This window comes from Chryseobacterium urinae (assembly GCF_030518295.1).
In the GTDB taxonomy this organism is placed as follows: Bacteria; Bacteroidota; Bacteroidia; order Flavobacteriales; family Weeksellaceae; genus Chryseobacterium; species Chryseobacterium mucoviscidosis.
Genome location: NZ_JAULSJ010000037.1, coordinates 1 through 15,172 on the forward strand (window position 1 = coordinate 1; position 15,172 = coordinate 15,172).

Consider the following 15,172-nt stretch of genomic DNA (forward strand, 5'->3'; position numbering starts at 1 on the left):
AATTCTATGTTTGAAGTTAAAATTTAGGATACTTATAAGTATCCTTTTTTAATTTTTTATTTATATTTGTAAAATCAATTTTGCAACAACGTAAAGCAAAAGAGCAACCCCAAAAAACAATAAAAACACAAAATCTTCTTCGTATGAAAAAGAACAGCATAGACTTTGAATCCCGTTTTTGGTGCGGTCGGAAGAAACATTCCGCGCTTTCGCTGATGGAAGTTTTTTTCCAGTTTCATGATTGGGCAACCGCCAAAGAACGCCTAAATCTCATCATGCAATACGCCGCACAGCGCAAAACACGGATTCCGGAAGATCCTTCCGTTATCTTTTATTTTCACCAGTCGCTCCGGTCGTTTATTCGCGCAGCAAATTCCCTTAGAAACAAGCGCGGAAAATGGCTGGTTCATGAACTTTCGGAACACAAAAATCTGATGTTGCAGGGTTCGTTGTCGGAAAAAGAATACCGCGATCCGGCAAAAGTTTTCCGGAAAGCCTTTAAAAAATACCGTCTTGAGGAATTTGAAGAGTTTCTGTCGGAAATCGTGTATTTCTCGCTCGGAACGTTTAATAATGTACCGGAGCGTAATATCGTAGATCCGTATTTGCACCTCATCAAAATACTCGATGCAGCATGGCTCATTCTGGAACGTGAAAACAACAGGGAAAAAATTCTGCATGAAGAGGAATCAATCGCTGAAGTTCAGCCATGATCCGAATTTGTTTTGACCTGAGTTCGGGATAAGTTATCTTAAACGCACTATTAAAAAAGAGACTCAAACAAGGATTCAGCTTTTAAGATATAGAAAGGCGAAAAACTTATCAAAGGAATATTTCATTGAATATCCGTTAAACAACCTATTACTATGCACTGATATGAAAATCAATTATTTATAACAGGCACTTCGACAAGCTCAGTGTGACACTTCTAATACTAAACGCTTGATTTTTAGCGATGTCAAGCTGAGCCTGTCGAAGCTTTAGGTTAATAAACGGATAATCAAAAATATTTTTGTCTTTTCAAATAAACGAAGTGCTTTTGTTTAGTTTACCAACTTTCAATAAGGAAAAAAATCTTTTGTTTTTTTGTGACAGATTAATATGATACTATAAATCAATTATTTAATTTATTTCTTATCCCGAACTGAGGTTGTTTTGATTAAAGATAGAAGGCAATTCGGTAATAAAATTTACAACAAAAAAACACTTCCATTATTGTATGAAAGTGTTAAATATAATCAGGCTTTTAATTTCTAAATTGTTTTCAGGTACAATTCCTGCAATTCCTCCGCCGAAAAAGCTTTTGAAGGAAGATGCTGTACCAGTTCGCCCTGCTTCATGATCCCGATATTGGTAGCAACACTTACCGCATTGAAAATATCGTGGGTTGCCATTAAAATGGTTCTGCCTTCGTTTCCTAACTGCCTTACAATTTCGGTAAATTCTGCGGTGGCAATCGGGTCCAGTCCGCTCGTAGGTTCGTCCAGAAGAAGAACTTTGGCGTTTTTGGCGAGTGCAATGGCAATTCCTACTTTCTGCCGCATCCCTTTCGAATAACCGCCCAAAGGTTTTTCGTGGGCAGTTTCCTGCAATCCGGTACGTTTCAGCAAAGCGGAAAGTTCATTTTTATCATAATTAAATCCGGCAATTTTAGAGAAAAAATCAAGGTTTTCAATTCCTGTAAGATTGGGATAAAGCAATACTGTTTCCGGGATGTAAGCCAGATGTTTTTTAATCTTTTCAGGATGGTCTTTTACGGATATATTATGGATGAAAGCATCTCCCGAAGTGGCTTTAATTAAACCCAAGAGGATATTGATGGTGGTGCTTTTTCCTGCGCCGTTCTGCCCGAGAAGAGCGAAGATTTCACCTTCCTGAATTTCGAGATCAAGAGATTTTAAGGCTGTAAAATCGTTGTATTTTTTATGGAGATTAATGGTTTTTAACATAGCTTTCTGAATTTGATGTGTGAAAGAATTAACAATAAAGAAATAATTATAAAATAGGGAAGAAATACACCTGCAAGATTTATTTTCCCTTCGTCTGTAAAGGTTTTTACGGTTTGCTTCGTCCAGTCGATGGTGTTTCCGTTTACCTTTTTAAAGATGGACGGATAGAAATACAGCCTCTGTTTTTCGTGAAATTTTTTCAGACCTTCGGCATAATTCAGTTGGTTTTCCATTCCTGTTTTTGCAACTTCGCTTTGTACAAGCTGCGTCTGGATATTGGGTAAAAGATAGCCCAAATAAACTGCTGCCTTGTTTCTGTAAAGCTTTTTTTCCTGATATTGTCTGGAAGATTTTTCAGATTCCACATCTGCCATATGCTGCATTGCGTAATACCAAGTGTAGGAAAAGCTGCTGTTTTCGGCAACGGTATATTGCCTGAACTGCGGATAGATCTTATGGAATTTCTGCATCGTAGGAATTTTTGCTTCGTCCCATTTATTATGATAGCCTTCACGCTGTTCAATTTGCGCCTGCAAACCTTCTTTTACCGGAATAAGTTTCTGAATCAGCATATTTCCTGTCATCGGAACAATAAAATTCATTCCCATCCAGAAAATAACCAAAGCCAAAGCATTCCACGAAGACGATTTCTGGTAACCGATGATCCATCTGCAAAGTGCAAACCAGAAAACCAGATAGAGTAAACCCGCTAAAGTGAAAATAATAAAAGCTGAATCTACCGGAATATGAATATAGACCACAGCAACAATCAACAATAAAAAGTAAACCGAACTTACCGCCATTAGACGGATTAATAATTTAGCATCAATAAGTTTTCTCAGATTTTGACTTTGTACCGAAAGCAGTTTCCACGTTCCTTTTTCCTGATCTTCGGAAATAAGATTGTAGCAGAACGCAATAATGACCAGCGGAAAAAGAAAAACCAGAACAAAAGAAAAATCGAAATTTCCCACTGCCGCATTGGCGGGATTAAAAAAATCTGAGTTGTTTTTTTGCTCCTCCAGATTTCTTATCGTGACCCCTTGAATAGAAGGGTTTAAATCTCTTAAGCCAATATTTAAAGCAGCTAATTTGGGCATTTCATTCACCAGATTAAACTTTACGTAGTACAGCAAAAGACCGATATCGTCGCTGTGTAATGCCACATTTTTATCAATGCTGTTTTTTTGATATGCCGCACTTTTTGCGATGATATCTTCATTCCTGTCGAGAAATTTTTTACCGGTGTACAAAGAACTCAAACCTGCAAAAAGCAGAATCAACAAAGAAATAAGATAGGCTTTGTTGCGGTAAAACTGTTTATATAAATAATGATTCATTAGATTAATTTTAAATTTTTAGCACTTAGCTCAATCATTAAAACACAGGCTAAAAGCCAGAAAATAATCGCTGCAAGTGAAAGAAACTGATGGCTTAAACTTTCTTTCAGTGAGGTAAATTCATACCTGAAATCGGGAAATTTCTGCCAGTTTTCGTGTCCTACAGCGGCTGGTTTTTCGCCTTCCTTCGGTTTAATGTTACTAATGTGTTCAATCTGCAGATCATTCATCTGCTGCGCAAGTTTGTAACGGTAGCTTTCCGCCTGATTCTGAAATTGCCGGTACGCAAAATAATCTGTTCCGGAAGCCGTCATAGAAAGGTTTTTAATTGCCATTACAGGATTGATGAAACCAAAAATCTCATTCAGTTTCTGCTGCTGCTGATATTGGTTCTGAAGTTTTTTCAAATGGTCAACATAAAGTTTTGCGCTTATTCTTTCGCCTTCTTTCATCACAATTCCACCGTAATTAACAGGAAGTTCGTCGGTGGTTTTTACATTGTATTTTGCTAATAAAGAATCTTTAATATGTTTAAAATGCGGGTCGTCGGGATTATGACTGTCGCCGATTTTCAAAACATCTTCTTCCACCTGAGTTTCAAACGCAATTCTGGATGGGGTAGGATAAAGATTCTGTGCTGCAAACTGAATTCCTTTCGGCAGGAAAATTACCAGAACGAGCCAGGAACCGATTAAACTGATTAAAGCTGATGAAGAAGCTTTGCTTTGGGCAGAAATTAAAACAGTTAACGTACTGAAGAAGAAATAATAGATCATGTACGCCGGAAAAATTACCCCTGTTCTTGATAAAATATCTGAAAAATCAGAATCTTCAGTCCAGATTCCCATCAGTAAAACCACAGGAATCACCGGAATTAAAAACACCAGAGAAAACTGCCAAAGTCCGAGAACCTTTCCCCATAAAATAGCTTTTGGAGAAGCCCCCTGAACAGTCAGGATTTTCAGTGTGGCATCCTCTCTTTCACGAACAATGAGCCCGAAACCGAGAAATAATATAATTAAAGGAACTATTGCCTGAAGAATAAATGCCGAACTGAAAGCTCCGAAACGGACAAGTATTCCCGAACTTCCGGCTTCAGAAAGATTGGCGGTATTCTGTTTGTGTGCTTCAAGGAAAATAACATTTCCCAGATAGTCATCCAGACCATTATCAAAAATGCTCAGCGGATGCCCGATCCTGAAAACCAGATAGCCGTAATGTGCCATTCTGTGAGGATGTTTATCGGGTCTGTGTTCCCAGTTTTCACGTGTTTCTTTGCGGTATTCTTTTACTTTAGAATAGTTTTCGCCATATTTTGTAAATCCTATTCCTATGCTTAGAAAACAAAACAGGAGAACGGTAACCACAATGAGCAGGTTTTGTCTGCTTTTAAATAAATCCTGTCTGGTTTTTCTTACTATTAGTTTCAGGTGTGAAAAAGCCATTGTTTAAATTTTAAAAGTTGCTGTAAATAGATAATTTCTTGGAGCTCCGGGAAAAAGTCTCAGGTAATTCTGAGCTCCTACCCAATAAGTTGTATTGGTAATATTGTTAACATTAAGTGCCAGTTGAAGTCTGGTTTGCGGTACAGAATAATACAGTGCAACATCCAGTGTGGTATAAGCCGGAAGTTCAAAACTTCTTGTAAACCACGGTATTTTTTTACTTTGGTAAAGCATTCCTGCGCCAATTCCGAAGTCTTTTAAAGCCTGAATATTCGTGAAATTATATCTCGTCCAGAGATTGACAGAATTTTTCGATGTATTTTCTTTAGCCAGACCAATAAGAGCAGGATTGGAGTCATCTTTAACTTTAGCATCAATATAGCTGTAACCTGCATAAATGTGCCATTGCGGAAGAAGATATCCTGTAAATTCAGCTTCAAAACCACGGCTTCTGTCTGCGCCGCGCTGTATCAGTTGGTCGGGTTCTGCGGGATTATTTGCATTCACCAGAATATTTTTCTGATTGATTTCGTACACTGAAAAATTGGCATCAATCTTTTTGAAAAGTTTTGTTTTTACTCCAAATTCTTTTAAATCCGACAATAAAGGCTTGTATAATGAAGCAGAAACTGCACCGGTGAAATTTGCCGTTTGCGGCATCAGTGAGATCGTGTTAGATTGCGGCTGATAGCCCGTAAGATAGGTTCCGTAGATGTTGGTATTCTCGGTGATGCTGTAGGTAAGACCCACTCTGTAAAGCATTTTCTGATTTCTGAATGAGCTTTCTTCCTGTTTTTTGTAATTGGTAATATCCTGAAACCATTCCTGCCTTAATCCGGCTAAAAGCTTCAGCTTTTTCCATGTTACCAAATGTTGAATGTACGCCGCGTGAGTGGTCGTTAAAGCCGTTGGTAAAGGATTGATGATATTTAAAACTGCGTAATCTTTTCCCTGATGATTTACCGCTCCGGGCGTAAGGTCAAAAGGGTTTACGTTCGGTTTCGGAAGGGTAATTCCATTGTAAATTATTGTTTCATACAATGCGGCATTAGCTGCGTTATACGATGAAGCAACAGTTCCGTCTTTCAGCAGAAAACCTCTTGCCGCATCCTGCTTTCCACCACTTTTTTTCTCCCAGATATGGCTGTCGTATCCCACAAGAGTCTGATGTTCAAATGTTCCGGTTTTATATGTAAAATTGAAATAAGCATTGATATTATCCACAGACCAGTGCTGGATTCTTTCAAGATACTGCATCATTGCCAGACTGGAAATCGGCTTATTGTTAATGTCGGGAACAAAAGAATTGGTTGTCCTTGTTTCATGGGTGTCTTCATCCCAACGTTGTTTCATATACGAAGCATTGAAACTGATGCTTTTATTGAAGTGATGAGATAAGCTTCCCATTAAAGTTAGGTCTTTGGTTTTGAAATAATCTCCCGGTGCGCCTAAATTTAAACTAATTGGTGTACTGTTAAGATTTGTTTTTCCTGCAACAGCTCCGAAAATAGGCTGTCCGCGATCGAGATTACCGTTCATTTCGCTGTAGATCATCTCTACATTTACAGAAGTTTTATCATTCGGAACAAAAGAAATTGAAGGCGCGATTAAAAGTCCGTTGTTCTTCACATTGTCACGAAAAGATCTGGCATTCTGGTGCGCTCCGTTGAACCGGTACAAAAGTGTTCTGCTTTTATTCAAAGGACCTGTAAAATCCGCGGAAAGACGATAGGTATCAAAGCTTCCGCCGGAGAGGCTCATTTCATAACGAGGGCTGGTTAATGGTTTTTTGGTTACCATATTAATCGTTCCACCCGGATCTACACTCGACATCGTGATGCTTGCCGGACCTTTAAAAACTTCTACACGCTCAATATGCGGCGTCATGGGCTGAAGAAAATAGTATTGCCTGGTTCTCATACCATTAATGATCTGCCCTTCTTCATTCTGGCTGATTCCACGGATGCTGTACTGATTATAAAAACTGGCATTGGAAACACCTGCAACATTTTTAAGGACATCGCCCAGTCTGAAGGCTTGTCTGTCGGTGATGAGTTCTTTGGTAACGGTATTGAGTGTAAGAGGAAGATCTTTATTTTTCATTGCAATCTTTGTGGCTGCAAATGAATAATCTGAAGTGTAAGCTTTTGATTTTCTTCCTACAATCTCTACGGTTTGAATGGTTGTTGAGACCGTATCTCCTTTTGCTGTCTGTGCATGAACTGCAATTGATGATAAAAAGAAGCTGAAGGTTGCCCAATGAAAAGGCTTACAGGAAATACAATGTATTATTCCGGTTTGATGAGAATTGAATGACATAAAAATTAGTAAAGTAGTATTAAAAATACCTCGTTAGAATAAGAATATTCAGGATCTTATTAAACCCAGATATTCGCAAAAAGACGTTACAGACTTAAAAAAATCTGTAGGTAAAGAATTTTAACTTTAAAGAAAGCTAAAGTTATGAAAAACAGGGTGGAGCTCTCGATGAAAAATAATCGAGCAGACATCGATAGGTTTTCGACTTCGATTGTGGAATTTCCCTTTTATTCGTCTGATAAACTGAAAAATCCAGAGAGGTTAAATCGGGCAGTAAGCTATGATTCATCTGAAAATGAAGTGCACACTGGCAATGATCTTCCTTAGAAATTTTTGCCTGCTGATTGTCTTTTGAATTTTTAATATCAAAAGTTTTGCTACTCTCGTGTTGCGAGTGATCTATGCAAATACTAATGCCGCTCACGTTATAAATAAACATGAGTAACACTGAAACAAGAAAAAAAGTGTTTAACGTTTTTTGCATTAGAAGGAACAAAACTAATGATAAAAATTGACAATGCTACCTTTGTAGGCAAAAAGTACTGTAATTTAACCTGTGTTAGAAATAAAAAATTGATTTTCAGTATTCTTACATCGTTTTAGTGCATGAAAATTTTTTATGTATGAAATTTTTAGACTAAGAATAAGAAACTTTGGTGAGTTTTATCTGTGTAGAGATCATGTTTGGAAAGCTTTCTGTCTTTGGAAGTCTATCTTAATTATTTACTAATCTCTCAAACAAAAATCCCAACTCTTGTCAGGATTTTCATTTATTTATATTTCCAAAAAAATCTTCTAAAGTAATCTCTTTTTTTCGGCAAATTCTGATCAAAGTTTTTAAGGACATATTATAATCAGTCTTTGATGTTCCTAACGCAATATTTTTAATTCTTCTTATGGTACTTTCTTCTACGCCGCATTTTGACGCAAAATCTCTTTGCGATTCCGCTTTTGAAATCCAATTAGTGTAAATGTATTTGCAAATAGAAATGATTACGTCTTTTTCATCGTCCATGCTAACAAATTAAAAGAAAGAGAAAAAAAACAGTGCGGTTTTCTGTGCGCAATAATGAAATATTATTACATTTGTAAAATAAGTTATATAGCAATCCCAAAAAACAATAAAAACACAAAATCTTCTTCGTATGAAAAAGAACAGCATAGACTTTGAATCCCGTTTTTGGTGCGGTCGGAAGAAACATTCTGCTTGGATCGTGAAAACAACAGGGAAAAAATCTGCATGAAGAGGAATCAATTGCTGAACCTCAGCTTTGATCAGATTTTCTTTCAATCAGACGCGATCAGAAAATTATATCTTTATGGTTTAATTTAAAGAGTCAAGTAAAATAAGCTGAAATAAAAAACCGGCAAGAAGTAAACTTCTAATGCCGGTTTTGTGAGCTCGACAGGATTCAAACCTGTAACCTTCTGAGCCGTAATCAGATGCGCTATTCAGTTGCGCCACGAGCCCGTTGTTTCCTTATCGTTTAAAGGTTTGCAAATATAGCACTTTTTTCTTTTCTTTGAAAGATGAAACCGAGAATTTTACTATTAATCGCGTTTTTCGCGCTAACCGCTTGTAAAAGAGAGACAAAAAATTCACCTTCGGAAGCTGTTTCAGTTTCAAATTTGGTGCAGTACAAAGAAGAGAATGGAGGAATACACATAAAATCCGGAAATTTCACCTATGATTTCAAGAAAAATCAGATTCCGTTTAAAAAAATTATCCTGCTGAATGCAAGTATGGCGGGTTATATTTCAGAGCTGAATGCAGAAAATCTCATTATCGGCGTATCAAATCCCGAATACATTTATTCAGAAAAAATTCAGAATTTAATTAAACAGGGAAAAATTCAGAATTTGGGAAGCGAGCAGAAATATGATGTTGAAAAAATTATTTCGCTAAAACCCGACGCTATTTTTACCAATCATATCGCCAGTTTTGACAATACGTACCAATTGCTGAAAAACAACGGAATTCAGGTCATTTTTCTGGATGAATATCTGGAGCAGAAACCTTTGGAAAAAACAGCCTATATCAAGCTTTTCGGAAAACTTTTCGGAAAAGAAAAAGAAGCAGATGTAAAATTTGATGAAGTTGAAAAAAATTACAGTGATCTGAAAAAACTGGCGCTTACCGCAAAAGAAAAGCCAACTGTTTTGGCGAACGAAATGTATGGAGATGTTTGGTATCTTCCGGGAGGAAAAACTTCTGCTGCAAATTTTATTTCCGATGCCAATGCAGAATATATTCTTAAAGACAATACAGATCAGAAAGCCGTAACCATGAGCTTTGAAGAAGTATTTGCAAAATCAGGCAAAGTACAATACTGGATTAATGCAGGAAATCATATCTCCAAAAAAGACATGTTGGGCATGAATCCTTTTTACAGCAAACTGGAGGTATTCAATAAGGGAAAAATCTATGTGATTACGGGCAAGGAAAAAGGGCAGGCAAACGATTTCTTTGAAAGCGGCGTGGTACGTGCAGATTTGGTATTAAAAGATTATATTAAAATTTTTCATCCGGAACTTTTACCCGATTATCAGCTTACTTATATGAAAGAATTGCGATAACTCGGAGTATTTCCTTATTTTTGACTTTCTTTTTTTAAAATTATGTGGAAAAAAATTAAACAGATTATATTCGTTCTTCTTATTCTTAACGTTGTTTTTATTGTTTGGGGAAGATTTTTCAATCCTCCCATCACGCTTACCCAGATTGGCGGACTCTTTGAATACGGAAGATTGCAGAGAGACTATATTTCCTACGATGAAATGGGAAGTAATGTAAAAAAAGCAGTAATTGCTTCTGAAGATCAGAAATTTTTCGATCATGATGGTTTTGATTATCAGGCGATTGAAAAAGCCATGAAAAACAACGAAAAAGGCAAAAGATTAAAAGGAGGAAGCACCATTTCTCAGCAGACTGCAAAAAATATTTTTCTTTGGCAGGGCAGAAGCTGGATCAGAAAAGGACTGGAAGCAGTGTATACTTTCATCATCGAAAAAGTCTGGAACAAAGACATCATTCTTGAAAGATATCTGAATTCCATAGAAATGGGACAAGGCGTTTTCGGGATAGAAGCGGCTTCAGAATATTATTTCGGAAAATCTTCCAAAGATCTCAACACCTCGGAAGCAGCGTGGATTGCAGCCGTTTTACCCAATCCTAAAAAATACGATCCTAAAAATCCATCTCCTTATCTCAGAAAGAAGCACAACTGGATTATGAGACAGATGAGGAATGTGCGTTTGAAATAGTATCTTTGCACCAATGAAACTCTTTAATTCCAGCACAAACTTTGAGTCGGTTCTTAAAAAATATTTTTCTTTTAAGAATGAAACGCTTTCGCTCGATCCGTTTGCCGAAATTTTAGACAGTGCAAAAAAGTCAGACTTTGCAGAGGTTCTCCGTTTTTTCAGGGAAAATCCTGAAATTCTTGAGAATTTTAAATACTATCTTCGAAATATTTTTAAAGGAAAAGCGTTTAATTTATCACTTACAGAAGCCAATATTTTATCGGAAAACGCCTTTATTCCGGAGCTTAAAAAGAGAATTCTGAATAAAGTGCTTCCACCGGTCGTTAACGAAAATACGATCTGGTATATGATTGATAATGTAAGTCTTACTCCCAAAAAAGATTTAAGTTTCTTTCATAATCTTCCCGAAAATGAACTGGATGAACTCTTCAGACTTTTAGGGATTTCAGATTTTATCATCAGTCCAGAAGTGAAGAAAGAAATGCTGTTCTCCATGAACATCCTTTCATGGCGCGTTACCGGTTCTGCGATGGAAGTTGAAGTCGTAAGAATGGCTCCTCAGTACAAAAATTTCGATAATCCTTTTCTGGCATTGCAAAATGAGCTGGAAGAACTGGCTGCAGATTTCGAAAAAGACAATCAGCTTCAGCTCAGTTCCAAAAACAGCCGTTATAAGCAGATTAAAATTTACATCGAGCAATGTCTGGAATTTGTAAATATTGCCTTTAAAAACTCCTCAAAATACGGAATTTCGGGGAAAATCAATCAGTCGCTTCTTAAAATCCGCCAACAGGTACAGCGAATTTTTGAAATTATTCAGCTTTTGGTTATTGATGAAGAGAAAGATGTTTTGTTGAATTCCAAACAGTTGGTTTTTAATATTTTAAGCTATAAATCTCACAGAAATAACATTTCTGAACTCATCAACGACAGTACAAGGTTGATTTCGCACCTGATCACGAATCACACTGCCGAAACAGGAACCCACTACATCACTTCGAGCCGGAAAGAGTACATGACGATGTTCTACAAAGCGAGTGGAGGAGGAATTATTGTTGGTGCTTTGTGCGTACTGAAAATGCTGTACGGATACATTCCCGGAAGCGATTTTTCCCATGCCTTTTTGTATTCCATGAACTATGCTATGGGATTCGTGATGATCTATCTCATGGGTTTCACCTTAGCAACGAAACAACCGGCAATGACGGCGGCAACGATGACGAAAGTTTTGGCAGAAGAAGGAAATATTAAAAGCAGCAGTACAGAATTTGCCCATTTGGTTTCCAAATTATTCAGAAGCCAGTTTATTGCTTTTGTGGGGAATGTTTTGCTTTCCTTTCCGGTTGCTTTGCTCATTATTTACGGACTGGATGTATTTTTCTCGCAAAACTTAGCCATAGAAAGATCAGATAAATTGCTGAAAGATCTGGATCCCTTTAAATCCAAAGCCATTCTTCACGCCTGTATTGCCGGATTTTATCTTTTCATTTCAGGAATTATTTCAGGGAATATCGGAAACAACTCGGTGTTTTATCAGATTCCGGAAAGAATTGCGAAAAGTATTTCCATCAGTCGTTTATTCGGTAAAAATTTCGCTAAAGGATTATCCAAATACTACGCGAAAAACTGGCCCGGAATTGTTTCCAATTTCTGGTTTGGGGTATTTCTTGGAGCAACAGCTCCGGTAGGATTATTCTTAGGACTGGATCTTGATATTCGCCACATCACTTTTGCGGCAGGAAATTTAGCTTTGGGATTATACGGGAAAGATTTCACAATCGATTCTTATACCTTTTTCATTTCTCTGGTAACGGTTTTCCTGATTGGTTTTTTCAACTTTCTGGTAAGTTTCAGTTTGTCTATGTTTTTGGCTTTCAGATCCAGAAAACTGAATTTCGGACAGGTTGGAGAATTGTACAAAGGAATTTTCAGGTATTTTTTAAAACATCCGCTGAAGTTTTTCTTTCCGATACGATCCGGTCTTGATAAAAAAGCAGACGAACTCATGAGCAATACGAAATCTGCCAAACCTGAAGAAGAGTAAAATCTGATTTTACAATATCTGAAGATCATCAAACTTCTCCACACCGAATTTATCCTGAAATTTTCTCAGAAAAAAGCTTTTACGCATCTGGAAATCATGCTTTAAAAGGGGAGAACTGATTTTGATGAAAACACATTTATTTTCAATATTTACACTCTGGATTTCTTTGAAAAGGCTTTCATCAAGATAATCCGAAAGAAAATCTTTAATCTCAAAAGCTAAAAGTTTATGCTCAAAACCATGAATTTTGGCAAAAGATTTTACAAGTTCCGAGGACTGGAATTCACGTTTTTTCTTCTTCATTATTTACTGATGTATTGTGTTTGCAAACCTTTGCTTTGGAAAAATTTTTCTAATTCAGGATATATAAATTCACAGGCTTTTTTCCAGTTGAAAAATTTTGAAGGATAGCTTTCGATATTTCCGCATTCAAAGCAAATTTCAATTATTTCGAATATTCTGCCGTTTTCATCATAAAAAACAATGGCATTTCTTGGGAAAAAGCATCCTGACTGAGAAAACATGGTGATAACATGTTTATTACAGGTATTAAAAATAATATGACTGAGTTTTGATATTTCTTCTAAATTCAGAGTTTTAGATTCTTCAATTTCTTTTTCAGATTGATTTTCTATAATCTCTCTAAAATCTATGGACTTGGGAAGATGATAAAATTCGTTCAATTGTACAGAATCTTCTTTTGTTTTTGGCGGCGGTGGTGGCGGTATATACCCTGAACTCTTTTTAAAATTTAAGTTATAAGAAACAATTTTGATTTTACTTGCTTTATTAAAAGGATAGTTTTTTATTCTCTGACCGAATGAAACCGGCTGGTAATTTTTATTGATTTCGCCTTCTGAAAAAGCAAAAGCATCAAGCAGGTCTTTCGGATTTTTCTTCTTTTGACCTGAATGAAAACAAGAACAAAAAGCAAAAAATAAAAACAGTATATTTTTCATGGCTTAAATCTCAAAAATGATACTTTCCTCATTAATTTTTTTTACCACACTTTCCGTACGTTCACGATGTGTATCCGTAATAAAAATCTGTCCGAAATTTTCCTGATTCACCAGTTCTATCAATTGAGAAACACGGCTGTCGTCCAGTTTATCAAAAATATCATCCAGCAAAAGAATAGGCGTTTTCTTTGTTAATTCTTTTATCAGGCTCATTTGTGCCAATTTCAAAGAGATTAAGAAGGATTTCTGCTGTCCCTGAGAACCGATTTTCTTGATTAAAACAGCATCCATTTCAAAAAGCAGATCATCCTTGTGAATTCCTTTCGAAGTATAAGTCAGCATTCGGTCTCTTTCAAGACTTTCTTTCAGCAGATTTTCAAAGGAATTTTCAAGCAAATGAGACTCATAAAGTACAGAAACCGTTTCTTTTCCTCCGGAAATAATCCTGTAGAAATTCTGAACAATCGGATTTAATTTTTCAACGAATGTTTTTCTTTTAGTAAAAATTTTTGTTCCGAATTTAATAATCGGATCATCATAGATTTCCAGTGAATCTTTATCCCAAACCCTGTTTTTGGCAAAATATTTCAGCAAAGCATTTCTCTGCTGAATGGTTTTCTGGTACTGAATTAAATCAAAAAGATACTCAGAATCCGTTTGTGAGATCATCGAATCCAGAAATTTTCTTCTGCTTTCTCCCGAATCTGAAATTAAATTTGAATCATACGGAGAAATCATCACACTGGGTAAATAGCCGATGTGATCCGCCATTCTGTCGTAGCTCTTATCATTTTTTTTAATGACTTTTTTCGCTTCTTTAGGCTGAAGCACTTTGATGTTGTCTTCACTGTCATCATTCTGAATTTCAGCATCTATCGTAAAGAAATCTTCGTCATTTTTAATATTGTTGAGATCCGTATTTCCCAAAAAACTTTTGCCTACGGAAAGATAATGAAGCGCATCCAGAATATTGGTTTTTCCCACGCCGTTATTTCCTACAAAACAGTTGATTTGCGGAGAAAATTCGAATTTTTTCTCGGTGTGGTTCTTAAAATTGTACAGGGAAAGCTTCTTGATAATCATTCGTCAAAAATACTTCATTATTCCTAAAAATAAAAAGGGAAGTGCCGAACAAGTTTCTACCCCGAAGGAAAAATATAGATCATCTCTTTCGTTTTCAGAGAAATAGATGAAAATATAGGTGATGATGCTTGAAAGAAAAAAAGCAAGAGCATAATTGAAATCAAGATAAAAAACAGATAAAATATTGCTGATAAAAATAAGCAGATACGCCAGATATTTTGTGTTCTGAATGCCGATCATCGTGGGAAATGTTTTCACGGTATCAACATTCATATCCCGAATGTCGAAAGCTAAAACTAAAGCCGTAATGAAGAAAAAACTGATCAGGAAGATCGGAATACTGAATTCCGGCAACGTAAGCCAGCAATTCATCAGTCCCCAAACCAATCCTACATAAAATACCTTCAGCAAAGGAATTTTCCGGATATAAACATCAAGAAAAAAACTGTTGTATAATAAACCTAAAACAACGATTACAAACCATTTCATCAACCGTATTTCGTTGTGGTTATGAATAATTAACAACGAGCAGATAACTCCTGCAACAGCATTCAGAATCAGAATTTTAAAAAAATGCTTTGTTTTCTGGTATTTGGTGTACAGATAACCGCTGAAATACGTTATAAAAAGGAGGAAAACCGTCGGATAGCGGAACGTGTTTTGCTCCAACATGAAAAATACTGCAAAAAGAGTTCCCGTTAAGGATACGTAAAACTGACTGTCTATAACGGATTTTTTCAGTACTTTTAAGAAATTCATTTATCAAAAA

General features: G+C 36.3%; 13 protein-coding genes and 1 tRNA gene. 4 read left to right on the forward strand and 10 right to left on the reverse strand.

The annotated features are described in order from the left end of the window. Positions 1 to 143 precede the first annotated feature (143 nt). Positions 144 to 713, forward strand: coding sequence for a hypothetical protein (locus QWT87_RS18030; RefSeq protein ID WP_302717793.1), 570 nt, complete (start codon positions 144 to 146; stop codon positions 711 to 713). A gap of 540 nt (positions 714 to 1,253) precedes the next feature. Here QWT87_RS18030 and QWT87_RS18035 read toward each other — a convergent pair. The 6 genes from QWT87_RS18035 to QWT87_RS18060 form a co-directional block, all read right to left on the reverse strand. Then, positions 1,254 to 1,949 carry an ABC transporter ATP-binding protein gene (locus QWT87_RS18035; RefSeq protein WP_185216516.1) on the reverse strand — a complete coding sequence of 232 codons (696 nt, stop codon included), beginning with the start codon at positions 1,947 to 1,949 and terminating at the stop codon, positions 1,254 to 1,256. Continuing rightward, positions 1,943 to 3,289 carry a DUF3526 domain-containing protein gene (locus QWT87_RS18040; RefSeq protein WP_302717796.1) on the reverse strand — a complete coding sequence of 449 codons (1,347 nt, stop codon included), beginning with the start codon at positions 3,287 to 3,289 and terminating at the stop codon, positions 1,943 to 1,945. The genes QWT87_RS18035 and QWT87_RS18040 overlap by 7 nt, the downstream gene beginning before the upstream one ends. Next, a complete protein-coding gene (locus QWT87_RS18045) occupies positions 3,289 to 4,734 on the reverse strand; it encodes an ABC transporter permease (protein ID WP_302717798.1) in 1,446 nt (481 codons plus the stop codon). The genes QWT87_RS18040 and QWT87_RS18045 overlap by 1 nt, the downstream gene beginning before the upstream one ends. A 3-nt stretch (positions 4,735 to 4,737) precedes the next feature. Continuing rightward, positions 4,738 to 7,053, reverse strand: a complete 2,316-nt coding sequence (locus QWT87_RS18050) for a TonB-dependent siderophore receptor (protein ID WP_302717800.1) — start codon at positions 7,051 to 7,053, stop codon at positions 4,738 to 4,740. A 766-nt stretch (positions 7,054 to 7,819) separates the two neighbouring features. Then, on the reverse strand, positions 7,820 to 8,068 hold the full coding sequence (locus tag QWT87_RS18055) for a helix-turn-helix transcriptional regulator (RefSeq protein WP_256040471.1): 249 nt from the start codon (positions 8,066 to 8,068) through the stop codon (positions 7,820 to 7,822). Between the two features lie 382 nt (positions 8,069 to 8,450). Then, a tRNA-Arg gene (locus QWT87_RS18060) sits at positions 8,451 to 8,524 on the reverse strand. Between the two features lie 59 nt (positions 8,525 to 8,583). Between QWT87_RS18060 and QWT87_RS18065 the strand changes: the two genes are divergently transcribed. The 3 genes from QWT87_RS18065 to QWT87_RS18075 are packed head-to-tail and all read left to right on the forward strand — an operon-like array spanning position 8,584 to position 12,361. Continuing rightward, complete coding sequence (locus QWT87_RS18065) at positions 8,584 to 9,630, forward strand: ABC transporter substrate-binding protein (RefSeq protein ID WP_302717805.1); 1,047 nt, start codon at positions 8,584 to 8,586, stop codon at positions 9,628 to 9,630. A 42-nt stretch (positions 9,631 to 9,672) separates the two neighbouring features. After that, positions 9,673 to 10,317 carry a monofunctional biosynthetic peptidoglycan transglycosylase gene (gene mtgA, locus QWT87_RS18070; protein ID WP_185205526.1) on the forward strand — a complete coding sequence of 215 codons (645 nt, stop codon included), beginning with the start codon at positions 9,673 to 9,675 and terminating at the stop codon, positions 10,315 to 10,317. Positions 10,318 to 10,330: 13 nt separating this feature from the next. Then, positions 10,331 to 12,361, forward strand: coding sequence for a recombinase (locus QWT87_RS18075; protein ID WP_302717808.1), 2,031 nt, complete (start codon positions 10,331 to 10,333; stop codon positions 12,359 to 12,361). Between the two features lie 9 nt (positions 12,362 to 12,370). Here the strand turns inward: QWT87_RS18075 and QWT87_RS18080 are convergent, their stop codons facing one another. Genes QWT87_RS18080 through QWT87_RS18095 form a run of 4 tightly spaced genes read right to left on the reverse strand, consistent with a single transcriptional unit; the run spans position 12,371 to position 15,162 of the window. Continuing rightward, positions 12,371 to 12,664, reverse strand: coding sequence for a hypothetical protein (locus QWT87_RS18080; protein ID WP_302717810.1), 294 nt, complete (start codon positions 12,662 to 12,664; stop codon positions 12,371 to 12,373). Further along, positions 12,664 to 13,320, reverse strand: coding sequence for a hypothetical protein (locus QWT87_RS18085; RefSeq protein ID WP_302717812.1), 657 nt, complete (start codon positions 13,318 to 13,320; stop codon positions 12,664 to 12,666). Before QWT87_RS18085 ends, QWT87_RS18080 begins: the two co-directional genes overlap by 1 nt. 3 nt (positions 13,321 to 13,323) lie before the next feature. Continuing rightward, positions 13,324 to 14,403 (reverse strand): DNA replication/repair protein RecF, encoded by a 1,080-nt coding sequence (recF, locus tag QWT87_RS18090; RefSeq protein WP_108409982.1) that lies wholly within the window; start codon positions 14,401 to 14,403, stop codon positions 13,324 to 13,326. Between the two features lie 3 nt (positions 14,404 to 14,406). Next, on the reverse strand, positions 14,407 to 15,162 hold the full coding sequence (locus QWT87_RS18095; protein ID WP_302717816.1) for a UbiA prenyltransferase family protein: 756 nt from the start codon (positions 15,160 to 15,162) through the stop codon (positions 14,407 to 14,409). Between the last annotated feature and the right edge of the window lie 10 nt (positions 15,163 to 15,172).